This window comes from Variovorax sp. GW821-FHT09D04 (genome assembly GCF_059416405.1).
In genome coordinates this window covers 363,419-385,129 of sequence record NZ_JBWKPA010000003.1, presented here as the reverse complement: position 1 = coordinate 385,129, position 21,711 = coordinate 363,419, and the positions used below count along the sequence as shown (strand labels likewise).

Annotated in this window: 18 protein-coding genes and 1 tRNA gene; 11 read left to right on the top strand and 8 right to left on the bottom strand. The window is 66.3% G+C overall.

Annotated elements, in window-relative coordinates; all coding sequences use genetic code 11:
• Positions 1–35: 35 nt before the first annotated feature.
• The 3 genes from AC07O4_RS12125 to AC07O4_RS12115 are packed head-to-tail and all read right to left on the bottom strand — an operon-like array spanning position 36 to position 6,072.
• Positions 36–3,446, bottom strand: coding sequence for an efflux transporter outer membrane subunit (locus AC07O4_RS12125; RefSeq protein WP_495304658.1), 3,411 nt, complete (start codon positions 3,444–3,446; stop codon positions 36–38).
• Positions 3,434–4,762, bottom strand: a complete 1,329-nt coding sequence (locus AC07O4_RS12120) for a hypothetical protein (protein ID WP_495304657.1) — start codon at positions 4,760–4,762, stop codon at positions 3,434–3,436. The genes AC07O4_RS12125 and AC07O4_RS12120 overlap by 13 nt, the downstream gene beginning before the upstream one ends.
• A gap of 32 nt (positions 4,763–4,794) precedes the next feature.
• On the bottom strand, positions 4,795–6,072 hold the full coding sequence (locus tag AC07O4_RS12115) for an HlyD family secretion protein (RefSeq protein ID WP_495304656.1): 1,278 nt from the start codon (positions 6,070–6,072) through the stop codon (positions 4,795–4,797).
• A 689-nt stretch (positions 6,073–6,761) separates the two neighbouring features.
• On the opposite strand from AC07O4_RS12115, the gene AC07O4_RS12110 reads away from it, so the two are divergent.
• The 3 genes from AC07O4_RS12110 (at position 6,762) to AC07O4_RS12100 (ending at position 8,359) form a co-directional block, all read left to right on the top strand.
• Positions 6,762–7,187, top strand: a complete 426-nt coding sequence (locus AC07O4_RS12110; protein WP_062480639.1) for a CBS domain-containing protein — start codon at positions 6,762–6,764, stop codon at positions 7,185–7,187.
• A gap of 70 nt (positions 7,188–7,257) precedes the next feature.
• Positions 7,258–7,842, top strand: coding sequence for a BPSL1445 family SYLF domain-containing lipoprotein (locus AC07O4_RS12105; protein WP_095744962.1), 585 nt, complete (start codon positions 7,258–7,260; stop codon positions 7,840–7,842).
• Between the two features lie 61 nt (positions 7,843–7,903).
• Positions 7,904–8,359 (top strand): DUF6841 family protein, encoded by a 456-nt coding sequence (locus AC07O4_RS12100; RefSeq protein WP_495304655.1) that lies wholly within the window; start codon positions 7,904–7,906, stop codon positions 8,357–8,359.
• 29 nt (positions 8,360–8,388) lie between these two features.
• On the opposite strand, the gene AC07O4_RS12095 is transcribed toward AC07O4_RS12100, so the two are convergent.
• Positions 8,389–8,462, bottom strand: a tRNA-Gly gene (locus AC07O4_RS12095).
• A gap of 633 nt (positions 8,463–9,095) precedes the next feature.
• Between AC07O4_RS12095 and AC07O4_RS12090 the strand changes: the two genes are divergently transcribed.
• Entirely contained in the window at positions 9,096–10,277 is a 1,182-nt protein-coding gene (locus AC07O4_RS12090; protein WP_495304654.1) for an AAA family ATPase, read from the top strand.
• Positions 10,278–10,279: 2 nt separating this feature from the next.
• On the top strand, positions 10,280–11,206 hold the full coding sequence (locus tag AC07O4_RS12085) for a hypothetical protein (RefSeq protein WP_495304653.1): 927 nt from the start codon (positions 10,280–10,282) through the stop codon (positions 11,204–11,206).
• 873 nt (positions 11,207–12,079) lie between these two features.
• On the opposite strand, the gene AC07O4_RS12080 is transcribed toward AC07O4_RS12085, so the two are convergent.
• Together AC07O4_RS12080 and AC07O4_RS12075 are read right to left on the bottom strand one after the other, a co-directional pair.
• The gene (locus AC07O4_RS12080) at positions 12,080–12,304 is read right to left on the bottom strand and encodes a hypothetical protein (protein ID WP_062472399.1); all 225 of its coding nucleotides are present in this window, start codon (positions 12,302–12,304) and stop codon (positions 12,080–12,082) included.
• Positions 12,305–12,456: 152 nt separating this feature from the next.
• Positions 12,457–12,732 carry a hypothetical protein gene (locus AC07O4_RS12075; protein ID WP_070059283.1) on the bottom strand — a complete coding sequence of 92 codons (276 nt, stop codon included), beginning with the start codon at positions 12,730–12,732 and terminating at the stop codon, positions 12,457–12,459.
• Positions 12,733–12,946: 214 nt separating this feature from the next.
• Here AC07O4_RS12075 and ligD point away from each other — a divergent pair, with 214 nt between their 5' ends.
• Both ligD and ku read left to right on the top strand, forming a co-directional pair.
• Complete coding sequence (gene ligD / locus AC07O4_RS12070) at positions 12,947–15,472, top strand: DNA ligase D (protein ID WP_495304652.1); 2,526 nt, start codon at positions 12,947–12,949, stop codon at positions 15,470–15,472.
• Positions 15,473–15,487: 15 nt separating this feature from the next.
• Positions 15,488–16,402 (top strand): non-homologous end joining protein Ku, encoded by a 915-nt coding sequence (gene ku, locus AC07O4_RS12065; RefSeq protein ID WP_095947520.1) that lies wholly within the window; start codon positions 15,488–15,490, stop codon positions 16,400–16,402.
• Here the strand turns inward: ku and AC07O4_RS12060 are convergent, their stop codons facing one another.
• Positions 16,403–17,311, bottom strand: a complete 909-nt coding sequence (locus AC07O4_RS12060) for a LysR family transcriptional regulator (protein WP_495304651.1) — start codon at positions 17,309–17,311, stop codon at positions 16,403–16,405. It abuts the gene before it with no gap.
• A gap of 110 nt (positions 17,312–17,421) precedes the next feature.
• Here AC07O4_RS12060 and AC07O4_RS12055 point away from each other — a divergent pair, with 110 nt between their 5' ends.
• From AC07O4_RS12055 to AC07O4_RS12040, 4 genes are all read left to right on the top strand, one after another.
• Entirely contained in the window at positions 17,422–18,690 is a 1,269-nt protein-coding gene (locus AC07O4_RS12055; RefSeq protein ID WP_495304650.1) for an SGNH/GDSL hydrolase family protein, read from the top strand.
• Between the two features lie 78 nt (positions 18,691–18,768).
• Entirely contained in the window at positions 18,769–19,005 is a 237-nt protein-coding gene (locus AC07O4_RS12050; protein ID WP_070059288.1) for a hypothetical protein, read from the top strand.
• A gap of 36 nt (positions 19,006–19,041) precedes the next feature.
• On the top strand, positions 19,042–19,647 hold the full coding sequence (gene thpR / locus AC07O4_RS12045; protein WP_307693940.1) for an RNA 2',3'-cyclic phosphodiesterase: 606 nt from the start codon (positions 19,042–19,044) through the stop codon (positions 19,645–19,647).
• A gap of 78 nt (positions 19,648–19,725) precedes the next feature.
• The gene (locus tag AC07O4_RS12040; RefSeq protein WP_495304649.1) at positions 19,726–20,742 is read left to right on the top strand and encodes a phosphotransferase enzyme family protein; all 1,017 of its coding nucleotides are present in this window, start codon (positions 19,726–19,728) and stop codon (positions 20,740–20,742) included.
• Positions 20,743–20,752: 10 nt separating this feature from the next.
• Here AC07O4_RS12040 and AC07O4_RS12035 read toward each other — a convergent pair whose 3' ends face one another.
• On the bottom strand, positions 20,753–21,679 hold the full coding sequence (locus tag AC07O4_RS12035) for a hypothetical protein (protein WP_495304648.1): 927 nt from the start codon (positions 21,677–21,679) through the stop codon (positions 20,753–20,755).
• Positions 21,680–21,711 lie beyond the last annotated feature (32 nt).

The window sequence follows — 21,711 nt, the reverse complement described above, 5'->3', positions numbered from 1 at the left end:
ACGCGGCCAGATCAGCCCTCCGCCGACGCCCCCCGCTACGCGCTGCCCCAGCCCCCGCCCAGGGCCTTGTACAGGTTCACGGTGTTCACCGCCGCCTTGAGCTGCAGTTCGATCAGCTGCTGCTGCCCGGTGTAGAGCTCGCGCTGCGCGTCCTGGCTGGAGAAGTAGTCTTCCATGCCGCTGCGAAAACGCGTGCGCGAGATGCCGGCCACCTTCTCGAGCACCTGCACGCGCGCCTGCTGTGCCTCCAGCTGCGGCTGCAGGTGGTCGCTGGCGATCAGCGCGTGGGCCACCTCGCGAAAGGCGACCTGCGCCGCCGATTCGTAGCCGGCCATCGCGGCGGCCAGCCGCTCTTCGCTGGCGCTCACGTTGGCCGACCGGCGACCCCAGTCGAAGATCGGCAGCGACACGCCCAGCACACCGGCCCAGCTGCTGTTGCCGCTGCTGAGCAGGGTCGACAGCTCCTTGCTCACACCGCCGGCCAGCGCCGTGAGCGAGATGGTCGGCAGCATCGCGGCCTTGGCCGCGCCCACGCCGGCGTTGGCAGCCTCGACGCGCGCGTAGGCCGCGAGCAGGTCGGGCCGGCGCTGCAGCAGGCTCGACGGCAACCCGGCCGCGACCTGCGCGGTGGAGCGCTCGGGCCAGGGCCGCGCACTGCCCGTCTCGGGCGGCACGGGGCGTCCGACCAGCACGTTGAGCCACTGCAGGTCCTGCGCGACACGCATGCGGTATTCCTCCTGCCGCACGCGCGCGGTCTGCAGCAGCGACTGCACCCGGTACACGTCGAGCTGCGCGGCGCCGCCCACGGCGCGGGCGCGACCGATCGTGTCGGCATTGGCGTTCAGCGCGGCCTCGTTGGACTCGGCCAGTGCGAGCAAGGCGCGGTCGGCGCGCAGCGTGAGGTAGGCGTTCGACACCTCGCCCACGAGGTTCATGCGCGCGGCCGCGTGGTCCTTGTCGCCGGCCTCGGCGAGCGCGCCGCTTTGTTGCGCGGTGCTCTGCTGCCGGCCGAAGAAATCGAGCTCGTACGACATCACGCCCGCCTGCACGTCGAAGCTGTTGGACACGCGTCCGTCCGACGGCAGGTTGCCGACCGGGCTGAGCGAGCCCTGCGGCGTGGTCTGCGCGCGCTGGGCATGCGCCGACAGGCCCAGCGCCGGGAACAGCGACGCGCGGTTGCCCGCATAGTTCGCGCGCGCCTCGCGGGCCTTCGCGGCGTAGGCGCGCAGGTCGCGGTTCTGCTCGAGCGCCGTGGCGATCAGGCCGCGCAGCTCCTCGTCCTGCACGAAGCTGCGCCAGTCCACGGGCTGCGCGCCCGGCGCCGTCGCGCCCGCAGGCCATTGCGAAGGCACCGTCAGGTCGGGGTCCTTGAGCGGCGGCGTGAGGTTGCACCCGGTCGTCACCAGCACGATGCACACGGCCAGCACCGCGAAGAGCAGGCGCAGCGACAGGCGCGCGAAGCCCGCGCCCGGCGCGCGCATGCCCGCACTCGCGAACAGCGCCGACGCCGCCTGCCAGGGCCGCACCTGCACGGCCACGTGGCTCGGCGGCACGTTGAAGACGTGGCGCACGAGGTCTTCGCGCTGCGCCTCGGTGGCGGCGAACTTCAGCTCGGCGCCCGCCCTGCCGCGCGCGGCAAGGTGGGCCGGCAGCCAGCCGACCGGCTCGACATGCACCTCCAGCGGCTGCCCGATGCGCAGGCGCTTGAGCGGCCCCCGGCCTTCGAGCAGCGCGCCGTCCGCCGCGATGTTGACGAAGCGCGACTCGCCCTCGCCCGCGGCCGTGCGCACCCGTGCCCGCGCGCGCCAGGGAAAGCGCTCTTCCTGCTGCGGGCGCGGCAGGTCGACGCAGGCCATGAGCGCGCTCAGGCACAGCACCAGCGCGATGCCGGTCCACACGAGGTTGAGCTGGTCGCCCGGCGTGAGCGCCTCGCCGCCCAGGGCCGCCATCGCGGCCGCGCCCTGCAGCGCCACGAGCAGGCCGCCGAAGACGGCCACCAGCTTCCAGTGCACCACCGTGCGCGAGCGGTCCAGCCCCTTGGCCGTCACCTTGAACGGATGGCCGAAGGGCTTCAGCATCGCGCGCGCCAGCGTGCCGCTCACCGCCATCGCCGCCACCAGCTGGCTCACCTCGCTGAACACGGGCAGGCAGCGGCGCTGGCTGACCCAGTAGCTGTAGGCCCAGAACATCACGAGCGACGGCAGGCCGTAGGCCGCAAAGGCCTGCGGCGTGGCATGGAAGGCCGAGACGCCGGCATACCAGTACAGCGCCGGCGCCAGCAGCACCAGCACCATGAAGGGCTTGCCCAGCCAGTGCAGCAACCCGTGCAGGAAGTGCAGCCGCGCCGACAGGCTGTAGCCCGGGCCGCGCAGGGGCCCGTCGGGCAGCAGCGCGAGCTGCACGGTGCCCAGGCACCAGCGGCTGCGCTGGTTGATGTAGTCGATGATGCTCTCGGCCGACAGCCCGTTGGACAGCCGCTCGCCCAGCCAGCGCGTGATGCGGCCGTGGCGCAGCAGCAGATAGGTGGTGTGGATGTCTTCGCACACGCTGCCCACAGGGAACCCGCCGGCCTCGGTGATCGCGTCGCGCCGCACGATGAACGAAGTGCCCACGCAGAACGCCGAATCGACCGCGTCCTTGGCGGGCTGCAGCACGTCGAAGAACACGCGCTGCTCGTCGACCCAGCTGTCGGTGGCGCGCAGGTTGTGCTGGATGGGGTCGGCGTTGTAATAGAACTGCGGCGTCTGCACCAGCCCCACGCGGCGGTCCTCGAACAGGCCGAGCATGCGGTAGACGATCTGGCGCTGCGGCGCGAAGTCGGCGTCGAGCACGAGGATGAACGGCGCGTCGGTCACGCCCGCGGACAGGCGCAGGCCGTTGTTGAGGTTGCCGGCCTTGGCGTGGCGGTTGTCGGGCCGCCGCGCGTAGTGCACGCCGCGGCGCTCGCAGTACTCGCGCAGCCAGTCGCGCCGCGTGTCGTCGAGCACCCAGACGTTCAGGCGCGGGTAGTCGATGGCCTGCGCGGCGATGATGGTTTTCTCGAGCACCGCCAGCTCTTCGTTGTAGGTGCAGATGAAGACATCGACGGCCGGCACCTCATCGCCGCGCGCATGGCGTTCGCGCAACGCGGCCTCGCCCCGGTCGGCCTGCGCGCGGTTGTCGCGGCGCCGCATGAGCATGTGGATCGACATCAGCGTGTAGACGATGGCCGTGAGCTCGAAGCCCAGGAACACCCAGGCGAACAGGGTTTCGAAGCCCAGGTCCGAGGGCGGCATCGTGGCGACCACGCGCCAGACGGCGTAGCGCAGCAGCAGCAACGCGGTGAGCGCGCCGAACAGCACGCGGTGGGTGACGCGCTCGACCCTGGCCCAGGTCATGAGGAGCAAGGCGAGCCCCCCGACCAGGGCGTTGAGCTGGAATTCCGGTGTGGCGATCAGGCTGGACATGAGGGGACTTCCGATGCGGCGGTCTTGCCGGTGAAGGGGTTGAAACCCGTGGCGGCCAGGGCGATCCAGGCGGTCGCGCCCAGGTGCGGCCAGCGGTAGTAGAAGAAATCGGCACCGCTCGAATCGGGGCCGATGGCCAGGCCGGTGGCAATGCGCGCGCTCGGCGTGGCGTAGTACAGGCCGTTGCCGGCGCGCTGCGAGGCGAGCAGCTGCCACAGCGCCTCGGGCGCCGCGCCCTCGCGGGCGACCAGCGTGGCGGCCGCCTGCGCGCTGCCTTCGGTCCAGATGCCGTCGGGCTCGCGCGAGAAGCCGTAGCCCGCGCCGACGCGGTGGTGCTTCTCGACCCAGTCGAGGCTGCGCACCCAGGCGCAGGAGCCTTCGGGCGCCGCAAGCACCGGCCACAGCTGCGCATCGAGGCCCGAGCCTTCGGTGGAGATGGTGGCGCCATCTTCCTTGGTGCCGATGTGAAAGCGCTGCTCCGACGGGTTCCACATGCGGCCCACGAAATCGAGCGCGGTGCGCGCCTGCCTTTGCTCCGCCGCGTCGGGCTGGCCGTCGGCACGCATCGCGCGTGCGGTCCACGCCGCCGCCATGGCGATGTCCAGGTTGTGCTCCGTCGACTTCCAGGTCTGCGCGCGCTGCGCGTGGTCCCAGCCGTGGCGCCCGCCGTTGTAGCCGTCGGGGCCGTTCCGGGCGCGCGTGTTCTGCTCGGTCCAGGCCAGCAGCCGGCGCGCGGTCGCCAGGTAGGCGGGCGTGGGTTCGGCCTGGTGCAGGTTCAGCAGCAACAGCGCGGCCCAGGCCACGTTGCCGGTGGCGGTGCTGACCTGGTAGGCATCGGCGATCCACTGCTTGCGCCCCGCATCCCAGCGGCCGGGCAGCGCGGGCTTTTCCTCGGTGACCGGCCCGGCGCGGTAGGCATTGCGCACGCGCCCGTCGGGCATCGTCTGGTCGTGCGCCACGGCCCGCACCACGGCGTCGCCGATGCGCCGCGCGGCGGCGCGCTCGCCGCACGCCAGCAGCGCGATGCCGGCCAGCGCGTTGTCGTAGGTGAAGCCGGCGCCCGCCAGCGCAGGCTCGAACGGCGGCTCGCCTTGTGCATTCGCCGGGCGGTAGCTGGTCAGGAACAGCGGCCCCGACGTCGCGCTGCCCTGGTCGTGCGCGACGGCGCGGCGCAGGCCGTCGCAGCTCTCGCGCGCAAGGGCCTTTTGCGTGGCGCCGGGTGAAGGCGAAGGCGCGGCAGCAGCAGCGACGCCGGCAAGCGCCATCGATGCGGTGGCGCACCGTGCCACGGCACGGAAAGAAAAAGGGATCGACATGGCGTTCTCGGTGGGCTGCGCGACATGCTTTCTCACGCCTTGGCGAGGCTGGCCGAGACCACCTTGCCCGGCACGCACAGGGTCTGGCGGCTGCCGTCTTCCGAGGGCGGCGGCTCTGGCGCCTCGATGCGCGCCACCGCATAGATCGAGCCCTGCTCGGCAAAGGGGAAGGGCACGCTGTACGTGCTCTGCAGTGCATCCGAGGCCACGGGCAGCAGCTGCTCGACGCGCGCCTGCACGTCGACGTTCTGCGCCACCTTCACGTCGAGCTTGGAGCCGACGCTCAGGCGCTTGGCCAGCCGCGCGGGAAACACGGCGACCACGCCGATCCGGCTGCAGTCGGTCACGCGCACCAGCGAGGAGCCCGCCGTGACATACGCGCCCTCGGGCGCCAGCACCGTGTGCACCATGCCGGGCTGGCTCGCCTTGACCTCGTAGGCGGCGAGCTTGTCGACGCGGCGGCGTTCGTCGTCCTCGAGCTGCGTGATCTGCGTGAGCTGCTTGACGATCGCGGTGCCGTCCTGGCGCGCGCGGTCGCTGCTGTTGCGCAGCGCTTCACGCCGGCTCGCGAGCGTCTGGAACAGGCTGTTGCCGCTGGTGCCCACGAAGGCGCCCTGCCCCGCGCTCGCCACCGTCTGCGCCTGTCCCGCGAAGGCCTGCTCGGCCACCGCCGCATTGGCACGCGCGGTGCTCAGCTGGGCCTCGGACGCGTTCATCACCTGTTCGCTGATGGCGCCTTCTTTCAGCAGCGCCTCGTTGGTGCGCACCTTGTTCTCCTGTTCGGCCACCACGCTGTGCGCCACGTCGCGCTGGCGCTGCGCGATCTCCCAGGCGTCCCAGGTCTGCGCCAGCGAGGCCTGGCGGGTCACCTGCGCCTGCTGGCCGATGGAGCGCATCTCCTGGCTGTCGGACTTGTACTGGTTGCCCAGCTGCGACAGCTGGCTCTGCAGGGCCAGGCGCTGCGTGGTCAGCGTGGTGAGGATCTCCTGGCTGACGGTCGGGTTGCGCACCGTGGCCACCACTGTGCCGGGCGCCACCGCGTCGCGCGTGCGCACCGCCATCTGCGTCACCACGCCGTTGATCGGCGAGGTGACGATGCCGACCGGCGCCTGCAGCACGGCCCGCGTGGCCTGCGAGGACAGCAGCGGCTCGACCAGCGTGGCGACCATCAGCCACAGCACGAAGGCCAGCAGCGCATAGGCCGCCAGCTTGGGAACGAAGGCGCCCCGCTGGCGCCGGGCACGTCCGGCACCCGGGGCGCGCGGTCGGCCCGGTTCCGACAGAAAAGGAATGGGTCTGGACACTCGCATAACCACCTCTTGGAAACATCGACGGCATGCCGGCGAACGGCATGCCGTCTGGTGAAGAAAGAGACTCGAATCAACCTCCCGACCCCTCGGTCCGCGCCTCGATTTGTCGTGCTGCGGTGCAATAAAGGTACGCCCAAAGCGCGGCCGACCCTGCTTCCGGGAGAAACAAGATGTGCGAACTTCACATCTACTTTTCGGCCGCGGACCGGGCGAAGTCCTACATAGGTGTTGCGGCGGTGGGGGTTGACACGGGCTGGGCGTGTCGGCACGCACGGAACAGCGCGCGATCGCGTTTGTCTCGAAGGCCCGCGGGCATGGCACAGGGCGAGGTCCGATGAAGCGGCCCCCTGCGCGCGCGGCGTCGACAACGCGGCTTCGGCGTCGGGTTCAACAGGCCGTAACGATATTGCCGCGATTGGTCACAGCCGCCGCGGGGGCGATGTGGCGGGCATGCATCAGCGACGGTCATCAACCCCGGCGAGCCCTATGCCCTTCGCGACATGGGGACACGCCCAGGCTGCGGCATGCGCGCGTTCTTCCTTTGCACCACCGGCTTTTCGGCGGTTGTCCTACACCTTGGGCCGCGCAGAAGACTAGACCTGTACCTGCGCCGGTTCAGCGCCGTGCGCACCCCTTTTCCTGCCATGAACCACGGCCGCCCAACTTACTTTTTCTTCAAAGGATTCCAGATGCGAAAAGTCAACGCTGTGATGACCCGCGATGTCGAGGTCATCAGTCCCGACGCCACCCTCGCGGAGGCCGCCAGGCGCATGCGCGACGGCGACTTCGGGATGATGCCGGTGGGCGAGAACGACCGCATGATCGGCGCGATCTCGGACCGCGACATTGCCGTGCGCGGCATCGCCGAAGGACACGACGGCAACGCCAAGGTGCGCGACGTCATGTCGGACGGCATCCGCTGGGCCTACGAGGACGACGCCGTCGATCACGCGGCGCAGCTCATGGCCGAGCACCAGATCCGGCGCCTGCCCATCGTCAACCGCGACAAGCGGCTGGTGGGCATCCTGGCGCTGGCCGATGTCGCGGTGAAGGAGCCCAAGGTCAAGCCGGCCGCCGAGGCGCTGTGCGGCATCTCGCAACCCGTCGAGGCCTGAGAAGGTCTGACCAGGCGAGGTCCTTCACCCCGATTCACTGTCCCTTCCCTTTCTTCCTGGAGGACTTGCCATGCACGTCGCACCTTTCCACCTGCTCGCAGCCGCCGCCATCGCGGCGAGCCTCGCCGTGACCGGCTGCACGGTCACCCGCCCCTCCGGCGCGGCGAACGACATCCCGGCGTCGTCGGCATCGGCCATCGACGCCCAGGTCGATGCCTCGCTGGCCCGGCTCTATGACACCGTCGCCGGTTCGCGCGCGCTCGTCGCTGGCGCGCAGGGCGTGCTGGTCTTCCCGTCCGTGGTGGGCGGAAGCTTCGGCATCGGCGCCGACTATGGCCGCGGTGCCCTGCGCAGCGGCGGCCGCACGCAGAGCTACTACAGCACGACCGCCGGCTCCATCGGCTTCCAGGCCGGTGCGCAGTCGAAGGCCGTGTTCTACGTGTTCACCTCCAGGGAGGCGCTGGACAAGTTCCGCCAGAGCCGGGGCTGGACGGTGGGCGTCGACGCGACGGTGGCGCTGGCACGCTACGGTGCCAACGGCGTCGTCGACAGCAGCACCTTCCGGCAACCCGTGGTCGCTTTCGTGATGACCAATGTGGGCCTGGAGGCGGGTGCGTCGGTGCAGGGTGCGAAGGTCACCGAAATTCGACCTTGATACGGGCATGGCATGACGGGCATCCGGTCGGAAACGCCATCGACAAGGAGTGCCCGCCATCATGCTCAACGGAGCCGAAGCCCACCCGATCCAATCCGCGACGCGCGCGTTGTTCGACCGCTATGAGCGGGAATTCAATGCGGGACTGACCGGCGAAGCCGACCTCGAAGCCGTGGCGGCGCTGTACGCCGCGTGCTTCATTGCCGCCTCGCCCGCAGGCGTCTTCATGGGCAAGAACGATGAAGAACTCAGGAGCGTGTCCGCGAAGGGGTTCCAGCATTACCGCGACACCGGTGTGCAGCGGATGACCGTGCGCAACCTGGACATCTCGGCCATCGACGAATGGCACGGGCTCGCCCGCGTGGCGTGGAGAGCGATCTACAAGGTCGACGGCGCGCAGAAGGTGATCGACTTCACCAATGTCTATCTGGTGCGGCTCGAGGGGGACAGCGCGAAGGTGTTCGGCTGGATCACCGGCGATGAGGCCGAGGTGCTGCGGCAGCACGGCATCGGTTGAGAGGCTGCCGGGCGCCGAGGAATGTTGGCTGGAGCGGGTGAAGGGAATCGAACCCTCGTATGAAGCTTGGGAAGCTGCCGTTCTACCATTGAACTACACCCGCAGCAGGCGCGGATTCTAACGTCAGTCTAGAGCCACACTCCGAACGAGAGCCTCCACGGTGGGGGCGGATTCCATGATGACTTTCGGCGGTTGATCGCGTCGAAAGTCATCGGATAGGTTGTGCGGTGGCCAAGAGTGATCAGACACGATGGGGCGACTTACTGGGAGTAGTCGTCTTCTGGAATTGGTCAGTCAGAAAAGTCCGTTTGCACCAATCCTCGCGTCGTCGCCCAACCGCAAATAAGTTGCCTTAATTTCGCTAACCCGCGGCTCCGCCCGCGCATCGCAATGATCGCCGAGTTCCACGCGGCGGGTGGTGGACACGCGACAACGGCACAAGCCGGAGGCTCGAGTCTCGGAACTGAACGGAGGCCGCGGGCCGCCGTCAGCCTTGTCCAGCGGCATTTGTAAGGGCTACCTCGCCGCCGGAGCCATCGCACCGCCAAACTCAAATCACATCGAAGGCGTACGTCGTGGTAAGCCCATTAGACCTAGTTGATAGGGCTACAGAGGCTTGACACCCTCCAGTTCACCAGCTTTCTCCTTCGGGTTTGCTCTGTCCACGACACGACTCAAGAGGGCTATAACATTCTGAAACGCATTTTTACACGGAAGCGTCACATAGCGCGATTTCATGGCTCATATCACAGAAATAAGAATAGAAGGCCTTTTAGGCCGCAAAGATCCAATCCACATTCAACTGAATAGAGGTGTGAATGTTTTTTTTGGAGAAAATGGTTGCGGGAAAACGACTTTATTAAAAGTTTTAGATGCCGCATTATCTAGAGACGGCACTGCGATGGAGCAATTGCCCGTATCAAAAGCAGTGGTTGATATATTTTCGCTCGAGGACGAACGTGTCTATCGACACACTTGGGAGCGAGGCAGCGAACCATCCACAGGTCAAATAGACCCAAGGCAACTTGAGTTGCTTAGACGAGAATACATCGAAACTCTTGATGGTCGAATTCTACTAAAAAATGGGCGCTCAGCAGCTGAATGGAAGCTAACCCCGAGCCGCAAAAAAAGACCTAGTGCAAATCGATGGGCGCATACATTTCTGCCAACCACACGCCTTTATTTTAATGACTTGATGCTAGGTCGAACCTCAAATAGAACACAATTTTCAGAAAGCGAACTAGATCAAGCCTTTAGCGACTCCGTAAATAGGGCGTGGCTTCAGTTTTATACAAAAACGCTAACAGAGGTGCGTACGATTCAAGAATCTGGTTTGCGCGAGGTCCTACGGCAAGTGCTCAACCCAAGAATTGACACCTCCAAAAATAGCACATCGGACGCTGACGAAATTTACACAAGAGTTGCAAATTTCTTAGCTCGACAATCTCAATCCGAGCAGATAAGCCTTGGCTCGCTTACTTCTTTTAGACAACGCTATGAAGAAGACAACAATCTTCGCCAGATTGTTGGAAATCTTGATAACGTTGAAAGAAAAATCGAGCTCACGATGGTTCCGATTAACAGTTTTTTGGATACTATTTCTCGGCTTTTTTCCCGTGGAAAATCATTAAAGCTCACAAACAACGAGCTACAAATTTTATTAGCCGATGATAGGGCGCTTCCGATCTCCCAATTATCTTCCGGAGAAAAACATCTAATAAAAATACTTCTTTCAACTATGACAGCCGGATCCAACTCTGTGTTAATCGATGAGCCAGAACTATCCATGCATATTGACTGGCAACAAGTTTTTGTAAAAACCATCCACTCACTCAACCCAAAATGTCAATTGATTTTGGCATCTCACTCCCCGGAAATCATGGCTGAACTGCCCGATGAGTACATTTTCAAACTATGACTATGACTCGTCTTGTTCACTCGCAAGGCGGCTTTATTCGGTCGCTACAGATGTCATCAGCTCGGATTTTTGCTTTCGTTGAGGGGCGTTTGGATAGAACTTTTTTCGACAGGATTTTGCATCGAGAATTACAGGCATCCAACGTCAAGCACCAAGTTATTGCGATGAAGGAAATTCCTGATCAAGCGGGAGGGAAAGCAGCATTGCTGGCCGTCTTTAAAGACTTTAGAAGACGAAGAATTTTAAGAACAACGGCTTTTGGCAAAAGCATGGTTAGTATATTCTTAACCGACAAAGACTCCGATGACTATTGCAGGAAACAACTCAGATCACCGCATTTAATATATTCAAAAACCTATGATTTAGAGTCACATCTGTACTCATGCGCAGATCTTCATAGGGCTTTGGCGGATGCCTCTGGGATTACATTCGAGCAAGCAAAATCGCTTCTTCCAGATCCTCGAGGCTGGCTGGCCAATGTTGTGCACCAATGGCGAGATTGGATTTCCTTATGTCTCATAAGCCAGAATAACTCACTGAACTGCGGTTGCACCTTTGACCGTATTTCTCAAGTGAATCCAGATCCATTGGCCGCTCCAGATGATGCAAAAATCCAAGAATTCAAAAAAATCCTCTCGGATAAAATTGGAATTAGTGAATCAAGTTTTGATTCGCTCTATGAATCAACAAAAAAAATCGTTGATCGATCCCTCCAGCTAGGAGAACCTCTGCGATATTTCAAGGGAAAATGGCTAAGTCATTTGATCCAAAAATTTCTCGAAACCACGATCCGGCCGGCGGATGCAAATTTCAATAATATTGGTGACAAACTCCAGTCGACTTTGGTTGCTCAGGTAGCGCATGCATCTCGTTGTGCGTGCTGTGCCTCTTATTCGTCAAAATTGACGCCCTTAGTAGCGCTCCTCTGACTTGCCATGAGGTACGTCCACATCATCCGCTTCTCTCAACGCTCCTAATCTAGCCTTGGGTAACGAAGAAAACCCTGGGAGTCGATAGATTGGCACGTGACTGGACCGCCTCTTGGAGAGGTTGTCGGTCAGCACGCGTGGTCATATCGCTGGATCAAGCGCTGAGGTCATCAAGCAAAGCTTCGGCAGCGCCAAACAGGAGTATGTTGTCCTGATCGCGTACAGAGCACATGCCAAGTTACTGGGAGTGATGGCGACAGAAATAAGAAATCAGCGAACCAGATCAAACCTGCGCCATGAAATCGCTTCGTGAGCTTTTCGCTCACGGCAAGCGGCTGGGCCGAGGCAGCTCAGCTGCTGCGCCACGCGATCGAGTGGGAGGCCATGGCCTCTCAAAAATCCCGGCCCCATCGGATCACCGCAGATCAATGGATCATGGGTCTCCTGTACGGAGCTACCTGTAAGGTCTCAGTTTTCTACTCCCGCGCGGGGCCCCGGCCGCCCAGATTTGAGGGGCCCAGCTATCGATCTAACCGATGGCTCGCGCGGGACCACCGATTGACCCAGCGGGACTATCAAGTGGAATGTTCCACCGTGGAAAGAGGGGAAAAGTCGATGGAAATGAAGATTCGAATCGTCTGCGCGTGACGACGATGAGGATCTTGAGGCTGGTTTCGGTGAAGCCAGGCAGCGGACCCCGAAACGGTCAAAGTGAAGAGGTTTCAACGGTGAGATGAGTTCACTTGCGGAGCAGTGATGACGAATCGAATCGTCGACCCGCAAGCACCCGTTGGGAAGCCGCCGTTCTGCCATTGAACTACCCCCCTTAGCGGCGCGGGTTTTAACGTCAGTTCACGCGCACCCCGCAGGTGATCAGGTCTGCAGCGCATCCCTTCGCAGCCGCAGCGCCGCACGCCCTTGCGGCGTGATGAGCAGGACGACCGCGACGCGCGGGCCCGTGCCGCTGGCGGCCGGTGGCAGCACGGCTTCGATGAGGTGCGCGGCGACCAGCATGGTCGCGCAGTGGATGTCGGCTTCGTCGCGGACCGCCATCGGGAACGACGCGTCTTCGATGCGCTCCAGAAAGTCCATGGGCATGGGAAGGCTCCTGAGGAAACGAGGCGCAGTCTAGGTCGTTGCGCCCCCGAAAATGCAGCCCGGATGGGTTGCTTTTGTAACCAAATCGACAGGTCGCACGGTGCGAGCGCCGTGCGAGAACTTTCGCCCGACAGCGCCTCGCCACCCGCGTCTCAGCGCGGTGCACGCATCCGTGCGAAATCGCCGCAGGCCAGCACGATGGGCCCGTGCGGATCGGCCCTGAAGCGCGCCACCGCCGCCGCCGAGATCACGTCGAAATGCCGCTTGCAGGCATGCAGCGTGTGCTCGCCGATTTCCTTCGCGCCGAGCGCATCGTGCAGCACGTCTTGCGAAATCTGCGCCAGCACGCGCGCGCCGTCGGGACCGTCGGGGTACACGGCGAAACGCACCGTGGCCGTATCGAAGCAGTAGATGCCTTCGAAGTCCATCGCCTTGTCTCCTTCATCGCAGCGCAAGGATTCGGCGCGCGCGCCGCGCAACGTGGTGATGGATTTGCACGCATGTTGAAGAAGGAAGCGGCCTACAGCTGCGGTTCGCACACGTGGCCTTCGTCCACCCCTCGCGCGCGTGCGGCCTTGGCCCACACGAAGACCGGACACCTGGCCGATGCGGCGCGGCCCGAATGCGGGCACACCAGAGGGCATGGCCCGCTCCGACACGCCCCTCGCAACCTACCAGGCGAAGCGCAACTTCGCCGTCACGGACGAACCCGCCGAAGGCGGCAGGGCCCGGCCGCACGCGCCCGCGTTCGTGATCCAGAAGCACGCGGCGCGGCGGCTGCACTACGACTTCCGGCTCGAACTCGACGGCGTGCTGGTGTCGTGGGCCGTGCCCAAGGGGCCGAGCCTCGACCCCGCGCACAAGCGCATGGCCGTGCATGTGGAAGACCACCCGCTGTCGTACGCCGGCTTCGAGGGCACGATTCCCGAGGGCCACTACGGCGCGGGCGACGTCATCGTGTGGGACCACGGCACCTGGGAGCCCGTGGGCGATCCGCGCAAGGGCCTGGCCGCGGGCAAGCTCGCGTTCCGGCTGCACGGCCGGAAGCTCGAAGGGCTGTGGGAACTCATCAGGATCGCCAAGGGCGGCGAGCGGCAGGAGCCCTGGCTGCTGTTCAAGAAGCGCGATGCCTTCGCGCGCTCGCATGCCGAGTACGACGTGGTGTCCGCGCTGCCCGACAGCGTGGCCGGGGCGGGCAAGACCGCCAAGGCCAAGGCCCAAGCCTTGCCCGCAACGGGCGCGGTGAAGGCTCGCCTGCCCGCCAAACTTTCGCCGCAGCTCGCGACACTCGCCACCAGCGTGCCCGAAGGCGCACCCGGCGACTGGATCTTCGAGATCAAGTTCGACGGCTACCGCCTCATGGCGCGCATCGGCAACGGCAAGGCACGCCTGCTCACGCGCGGCGGCCACGACTGGAGCGCGAAGCTGCCGAAGCTGGTGGCCGAGCTGGAGCGCCTGGGCATCGGCAACGCCTGGCTCGACGGCGAGATCGTCGTGCCCGACAAGGACGGCACGCCCGACTTCAACGCGCTGCAGAACGCACTCGACCGCGAACGCGCCGACCCCATCGTGATGTTCCTGTTCGACGTGCCCTTCTTCGAGGGCTTCGACCTGCGCCACACGCCGCTCGCCGAACGCCGCCGCCTGCTCAGGCAGCTGATGGATGCGCACGCCACGCGCCGCCTGCGCTTCAGCAGCGACTTCGAGGCCGATGTCGACTCGATCCTGCAATCGGCCTGCCGCATGAACCTCGAGGGCGTGATCGCCAAGCGCGCCGACGCGCCGTATGTCTCGCGCCGCAGCGACACCTGGCTCAAGCTCAAGTGCATCCGGCGTCAGGAGTTCGTGGTGTGCGGCTACACGCTGCGCACCGACAGCCCGACGCGCATCGGCAGCCTGATGCTGGGCGTGCACGCGAAGAACGGCGAACTGGTGTCGGTCGGCGGCGTCGGCACCGGCTGGAACGACCGCGAAGCGCGCGACATCCGCCGCCAGCTCGCCGCGCTCGACACCGACGACGCGCCGTTCACCGGCGGCGAGGCCAAGGCCGGCCGCCGCCGGCCGGGCGGCACGCGGCACTGGGTGAAGCCCAGGCTCGTGGCCGAGGTGCGCTTCGCCGCATGGACGCCGGACGGGCAGGTCCGCCACGCGTCCTTCGTGGCGATGCGCGACGACAAGCCGGCCTCGGAGATCGTGCATGAAGAACCCCGCGACATCGCCCCTGCTTCACGTGCAAAGGGCACGAAGGCCATGAAGACCTCATCGAAGAAAACAGCCTCCACCGTCGGCGGCGTCGCCGTCAGCCACGGCGAGCGCGTGATCGATGCCGCCTCGGGCCGCACCAAGCTCGACCTCGCGCGCTACTACGAATCGGTGGCCGACGACATGCTGCCGCACCTGAAGGGCCGCCCCTGCGCGCTGGTGCGCGGGCCGCAGGGCGTGGGCGGAGAAATCTTCTTCCAGAAGCATGCCGAGAAGGTCCACATCGCCGGCGTGAAGCAGCTCGACCCGGCCCTGTGGCCCGGCCATCCGTCGATGCTCGAGGTCGGCACGCGCGAGGCCTTGCTGAACGCGGCGCAGTTCAACGTGATCGAGTTCCATACCTCGAACGCGACCTCGACGCACTTCGACCGGCCCAACCGCATGATCTTCGACCTCGACCCGGGCGAAGGCACGCCGTGGGCGCATGTGCAGGAAGGCGCGCTGCTGATGCGCACGCTGCTCACCGAGCTGGGCCTGGTGTCATGGCTCAAGACCAGCGGCGGCAAGGGCCTGCACGTGGTCGTGCCGCTGCGCATGCACCACGACAACGACACGGTGAAGGCCTTCTCGCGCGCCATCGTGCAGCACATGGCGCACGTGATCCCCTCGAAGTTCGTGGCCAAGAGCGGGCCGTCGAACCGCGTCGGCAAGCTCTTTGCCGACTACCTGCGCAACGGCGTGGGCGCGACCACTGTGGCGGCCTACTCGGCGCGCGCGCGGCCGGGCATGGGCGTGTCGATGCCGGTGAGTTGGGACGACCTCGGCAGCCTCAAAAGCGGCGCGCACTGGACCATCGCCACCGCGCGCGAACACCTGTCGTTCCAGTCCGAAGACCCCTGGGCCGATTACTGGACCACGCGCCAGCCGCTCGGCGAGGCGATGAAGCGGCTCGGCTTCAAGAAATAACCAAGGAGACACACCATGGCCACGAGAACCCTCTGGAAAGGCGCCATCACCTTCGGGCTGGTCCACATCCCCGTGGGCCTGCACACCGCCAGCACCGAACAGGGCATCGACTTCGACTGGCTCGACAAGCGCAGCATGGACCCCGTGGGCTACAAGCGCATCAACAAGCGCACGGGCAAGGAGATCGCGCGCGAGCAGATCGTGAAGGGCTTCGAGTACGAAGACGGCAAGTACGTCGTGATCTCGCCCAAGGAGATCGAGGCCGTCTACCCGCGCACCACGCAGACCATCGAGATCCAGCGCTTTCTCGACGTCGGCGAGATTCCGTTCGTGTACCTGGAGCGCCCCTACTACCTCGCGCCGATCAACAAGGGCCAGAAGGTCTACGCACTGCTGCGCGAGGTGCTGGTGAAGACCGGCAAGGTCGGGCTGGCCAAGGTGGTGATCGCGACCAAGCAGCACCTGGCGCTGCTGATTCCCTTCGGCAAGGTGCTGGTGCTCAACCTGCTGCGCTGGGGCGACGAGATCAAGGACGCCGACGGGCTCGACCTGCCGGCCGCCGGCATCAAGGGCGCAAAGCTGTCGGCCGCCGAGATGAAGATGGCCGAGCAGCTGGTCGGCGACATGTCGGGTCCGTGGAACCCCGACGAATTCAAGGACGAGTTCAAGCACGCCGTGATGAAGATCGTCGAGAAGAAGGTCAAGGCGGGCGACACGGAGACGGTCGTGCAGCCGGAAGAAGAAGCACCTGAGGGCGGTGCCGAGGTGATCGACCTGACCGAGCTGCTCGCGCGCAGCCTGCGCAGCGGCAAGCGCACGCCGCCTGCGGCGAAGAAGCGCGCGGCGAAGTCGACGGCTTCTGCACGCAAGACCGCGCACAAGCCTGCGGCGGCCAAACGCGCGAAGAGCGTGGCCCGCAAGGCGGCTTGACTAGCGCCGCGGCGCTTTCGCAGCCCCCGGCAGCGCCGCCACGCGCTGCGCCAGGAAGTCGACCAGCACCTGCACGCGCAACGGCAGCTGCCGGCGCGGCGCATAGAGCAGGTGCAGCTCCTGCGCCGGCCCCGTGTGCCGCGCGAGCACGCGCACCAGCCGGCCCTGCGCCAGCAGGTCCGCGACCATCCACGTGGGTTGCAGCGACACGCCCGCGCCCGCCAGCACGCTGTCGAGCAGCGCCACGGCGTTGTTGACGCGGTAGCGGCTGCGCACCGGCACGGCCACCGCGCCGTCGGGGCCCGTGAGCAGCACGCCGTCGTCGCCCGCCGCGTAGCGCAGGTAGTCGTGGGCCAGCAGGTCCTGCGGCGTGCGTGGCTTGCCGCGTGCGGCCAGGTAGTCCGGCGAGGCGACGAGCACGCGCGGCCAGTTGCCGAGGTGGCGCGCGACGAGGTCGGGCGGCAGCGCGCCGCCGACGCGCAGCGAGACGTCGATGCGCTCCTCGCGCGGATCGACGAAGCGGTCGTCGAGCACCAGCTCCAGTTCGATGTCGGGGTACAGCCGCAGGAACTCGACCGCCATCGCGTTGAGATGCCGCTGCCCCAGCGTGACCGGCGCACTCAGGCGCAGCAGGCCGCGCGGCTGCTGCACCTGCGCACGCGCATCGGCCACGGCGTCGCCGTAGTCCTCGAGCATGCGGCGCGCGCGTTCGTGAAAGCGCTGGCCCTCCTCCGTGAGGCTCAGGCCCGTGGCCGCGCGCCGCAGCAGCCGCACGCCGAGCGATCGCTCCAGCCCGGCGACCAGCTTGCTCACGGTGGGCTGCGTGGTGTCGAGCGCGCGGGCCGCGCCCGAGAGGCTGCCGAGTTCGACGCTGTGCACGAAGGCAGAGAGTGCGCGAAGGGTGTCCATGGGCTCATTCGAATCGGGAATGCGATGCATGCCATTCTGCCTTCTACCCCTCGCGATTCGAATGAAAGAAAGTTCGCCCATCGACACTTCTTTCACCTGAGGACATTCACATGACCGCTTCGCGACTCACCACCCTCCTGCGCCAGGGCGCGCTCGCCCTTTCCCTCGCGGCTGCCGCCACCGCTTCCATGGCCGCGCCCACGCACTGGAGCCCCAGCTGGATGGCCGCCACCCAGCCGCTGTGGGACCCAAGCTTCGTGCTGCCCCTGGGCATTCCCGCCCGCTTCGAGCGGCAGACGCTGCGCCAGGTGGCGCGCCTGAGCATCGGCGGCACGCGGCTGCGCGTGGTGATCAGCAACGAAGGCGGCGCCGCGCCGCTGCACATCGGCGCCGCCCGCGTGGCCCGCCATGCGAACGGCTCGGCAGTCGTCGAAGGCTCCGACCGCGCGCTGCGCTTCGGTGGTCGCAGCGACGTGACGCTGCCGCCCGGCGCGCGCCTCGTGAGCGACCCGGTCGACCTGCCGCTTCCGGCGCTGAGCGAGGTGGCCGTGTCGCTCTATCTGCCGGAGCCCAGCCAGCCCGCGGGCTTTCACTTCGACGCGCGGCAGACGCTGTACATCGCCGACGGCGACCTGAGCGCCGCCGCGCGGCTGCCGGCCGCCGCCACCTCGTGGAGCACGCGCGTCTACGTGAGCGGGCTGATCGTCGAGACGCCGCAAGCGCCCGTCACCGTCGTCGCGCTGGGCGACTCGATCACCGACGGCAACGGTTCGACGCCCGGCGCCCACACGCGCTGGCCCGACGCGCTGGCCGAACGGCTCGCGCCGCGCGGCGTGGGCGTGCTCAACGCCGGCATCTCGGGCGGCCGGCTGCTGAAGGACGGCATGGGCCGCGCGGCGCTCGAACGCGCGGGCCGCGATGTGTTCGCGCAGCCCGGCGTGCGCGCGATGGTCGTGCTGCTGGGCACCAACGACATCGGCTGGCCCGGCGGCCCCTTCGCGCCGCAGGAACCCGCGGTGCGCGCCGAGGCCGTGATCCAGGGCTTTCGCCAGCTGATCGAGATGGCCCACGCCCACAACGTGCGCATCGTGGGCGCGACGATTCCGCCGAATGAACGTGCGCTTGAAGGCACGCCGCTGGCCGGCCACCATTCGCCCGAGAAAGACACCGTGCGCCAGGCCGTCAACCGCTGGATCCGTGAAGGCGGCGTCTTCGATGCGGTGGTCGATGTCGACGCGCTGCTGCGCGACCCGGCCCGGCCGACCCGGCTGAAAGCCGCCATGGATTCGGGCGACCACCTGCATCCCGGCGACGCCGGCTACCGGGCGATGGCGGCGGCCATCGACCTCGACGCCCTGCTGGGCAACGATCTTCGATAGACTGCAAATATACTGTACATAAATACAGTCTTTTCTCTAGAATGGCTCGTCTCCAAGAACAACATTCGAGGCGACGCCATGACCACCGCCAACCCGCCTGCGCCCTCGGCGCAGGTGCTCTTTTTTTCCTCGCGACAGCATCCGTTGCAGTCGCGTTCGCGCACCACCGGCAAGACAGGCCGGATTTCGAACTGGCCCTTCCGCGTGACGCGGGAGCACGGCCACGACGACAGCAACGAACAGGATGACATCCGCGTTCAGGCGGCGCGCGTCATCCGGACGACGGCCGCGCATTGGTGGCCGCCGGAGCCCTGAACCGCCTTTTCATCCTTCTTCCCCCGGAGAACTGCAATGGACGACTTCCACCGTGGCGATGCGTTTGCGAACGAGCCCGAACCCGACTGGGACTCCCCCGCTTTCGAGAGGCAACGCCACCTTCTCATCGCGCTGTTTCCCGAACCCGACGTGCAAGCGGCGATCGAAGCGCACCGCAAGGAGTGGATCTGGCCCAAGGGCCACTACTTTCCGCGCAGCCCGCGACTGCACCTGACGCTCCACTGCTTCGGCGACCAGCCCAAGGAGGTCGAGAAACGCCTGCGTGAAGCGCTCGCCCAGGTTCGGGTGCGCCCCATGAACCTCGTGCTGGACAGCTCGCGCACATGGCGCAACGACATCGCGGTGCTGCAGCCCGCCGAGCACGGCGCCTTGCGCACCCTGCATGCGGACATCGGCCGTGCCGTCCAGAAGGCGGGCATCGTCACGGAAACGCCGACGTTCACACCGCACATCACCATCGCCCGCCGCACCGAGGGCGCGGCCTACCCGATGCGCCTGCCGCCGATCCCGTGGCACGTGAGGAAATTCCTGCTCGTGCGCTCGTTCACTTCGCATCCCGTCGAGCACAAGGTGCTGGCCACCTACGAGGCCGACGAAGAAGACAAAGAAGACGCCGTCTGACAACGGCGGGCCGGCTTTCGTGGCCTTATCGGGTGAGACAATTTTCGGCGCCCATCGAACCCACGCCACGCCCGCCGCATGCTGACACCACCCGATATCGCTCCCGACGCCATTCAAGCGCGCCTTGCCGAAACCTACGGCCTCCAGGCGACACGCACCGAATTCCTGCCGCTGGGCGCCGACGTCGATTCGGCCGCGTTCCGCATCGAGGCATCGGACGGCCGCGCCTATTTCCTGAAGCTGCGCCGCGGCGGTTTCACGCCCGCCGTGGTCGACGTGCCGGCCGTGCTGCATCACACCTATGACATCGACGCCGTGATGGCCCCGCTGCTCACGCGCACGCAGCGGCTCAGCGTGCAGGACCACGGCTTCGACTGGGCGCTCTACCCCTTCTTCGACGGCACCGACGGCTTCACGCGCACGCCGACCGACCGGCAATGGACCTTGCTCGGCACCGCGCTGAACGCCATCCACCGCACCGAACTGCCCGAATCGCTGCGCGCGGGCCTGCCGCGCGAAAGCTATTCGCACCACTGGCGCGAAGGCGTGCGTGGCTACCAGCGCCGCTTCATCAACGGCGTGGCGGGCGACGATCTGGTCAAGCGCTTTCTGGCCTTCTGGGACGCGCACGACGAAGAGATCGATTCGATCGTCTACCGCAGCGAACAGCTCGCCTCGATCCTGCTCGAGAAGCCGCTGCCGCAGGTGCTGTGCCATGCCGACCTGCATGCGGGCAACGTGCTGCTGGGCGACGGCGACCGCCTGTGCATCGTTGACTGGGACACGCTGATCCTCGCGCCGAAGGAGCGCGACCTGATGTTCATCGGCGGCGGGGTCGGCGGCGTGTGGAACCAGCCGCGCGAAGCGGCGCTGTTCTTCCAGGGCTACGGCACCAACGAGGCGGTCGACACGCTCGCCCTCGCCTACTACCGCCACGAACGCATCGTGCGCGACCTGCTCGAGTTCTGCGACCAGATGTTCGACCCGCAGGCCAGCCGCGAAGACCGCGAGGAAGGCCTGCGCCAGATGGCGAGCCAGTTCGAGCCGGGCAACGTGGTCGCCATCGCGCACCGGGACTACGACGCCATCACCTGACGAGCGCGGGTCAGATCAGCAGGTCCTGCGCGTCGTCCTCGAAGCCCGCCACGGGCTGCGCCTTGGCCAGCGCCAGCCACACCGAAAAAGGGATGCGCTCGAAGGCGCGGTGCACCGCGGCGCGCGCCACCACGAGGCGTTCGCCCTCGAGCACCATCACGCCGCATTCGGCCGGAATCTCGTCGGGCGACGCGATGCAGCGGCCCTTGGCGTCGTTGCCCAGCACGTACCAGCACTCGCCGCCCAGGTCCAGATAAGCCGCGCGCTTGTCGGGCTTGCGCAGGTCGCCCAGCAGGTCGGCGCGGCTGACCTTCACCTCGTGCACGATGGGATGCGCATAGGCCTCGACGCTGGTGTTGCGGATCGAGAAGACATCGGGCCGCGCCATGCACCAGCGCGGCTTGCCGCCCTCTTCGAGCGGCGGCAGCCGGGCGCGCAGGCCCAGGCCGCGCCAGGCGATGCGGCCGCCGCGCGTCATCTCGCGCGCCACGCGCTCCACCAGCGCCTCGTGCGGCGACAGCGCCGCGCGGTTGACGGTGAGCGTGGTGGCGATGCGCGCAATGCCCGCGTCGGTCACGCGCAGCGTCTCGTGGCCCAGTGCGCCGCGCACGCGTTCGAGAAAACCGCCCGCGAGCAGCTCGACCTCGATGGTGTCGCAGCAGGGCCAGCCGGCCGAGCGGTAGATCTCGCGCAGCCGCCGTGCGTGCGGCTTGCCGAAGGGCACGGCCGTCTGCAGGGGCGGCGGGTCGGTCACCGGCGGCGGAAAACCGGGGTCCGTCACCGGCGGCACGACGGGCGGCGGATCGCCTTCGGGCGGCAGCACGGGCGGCGGCGGTGGCGGCATGGGCACATCGGGCGCGGGCGGCGGCGGGCCGATCGGCGTGGCGACGACCTCATCGGCAAGAGCGATTGCGGCGGTTGCGGCGAGTGCGGACATGGGAGGAACAGGTTAGCGAAAAGTGAGGGGCG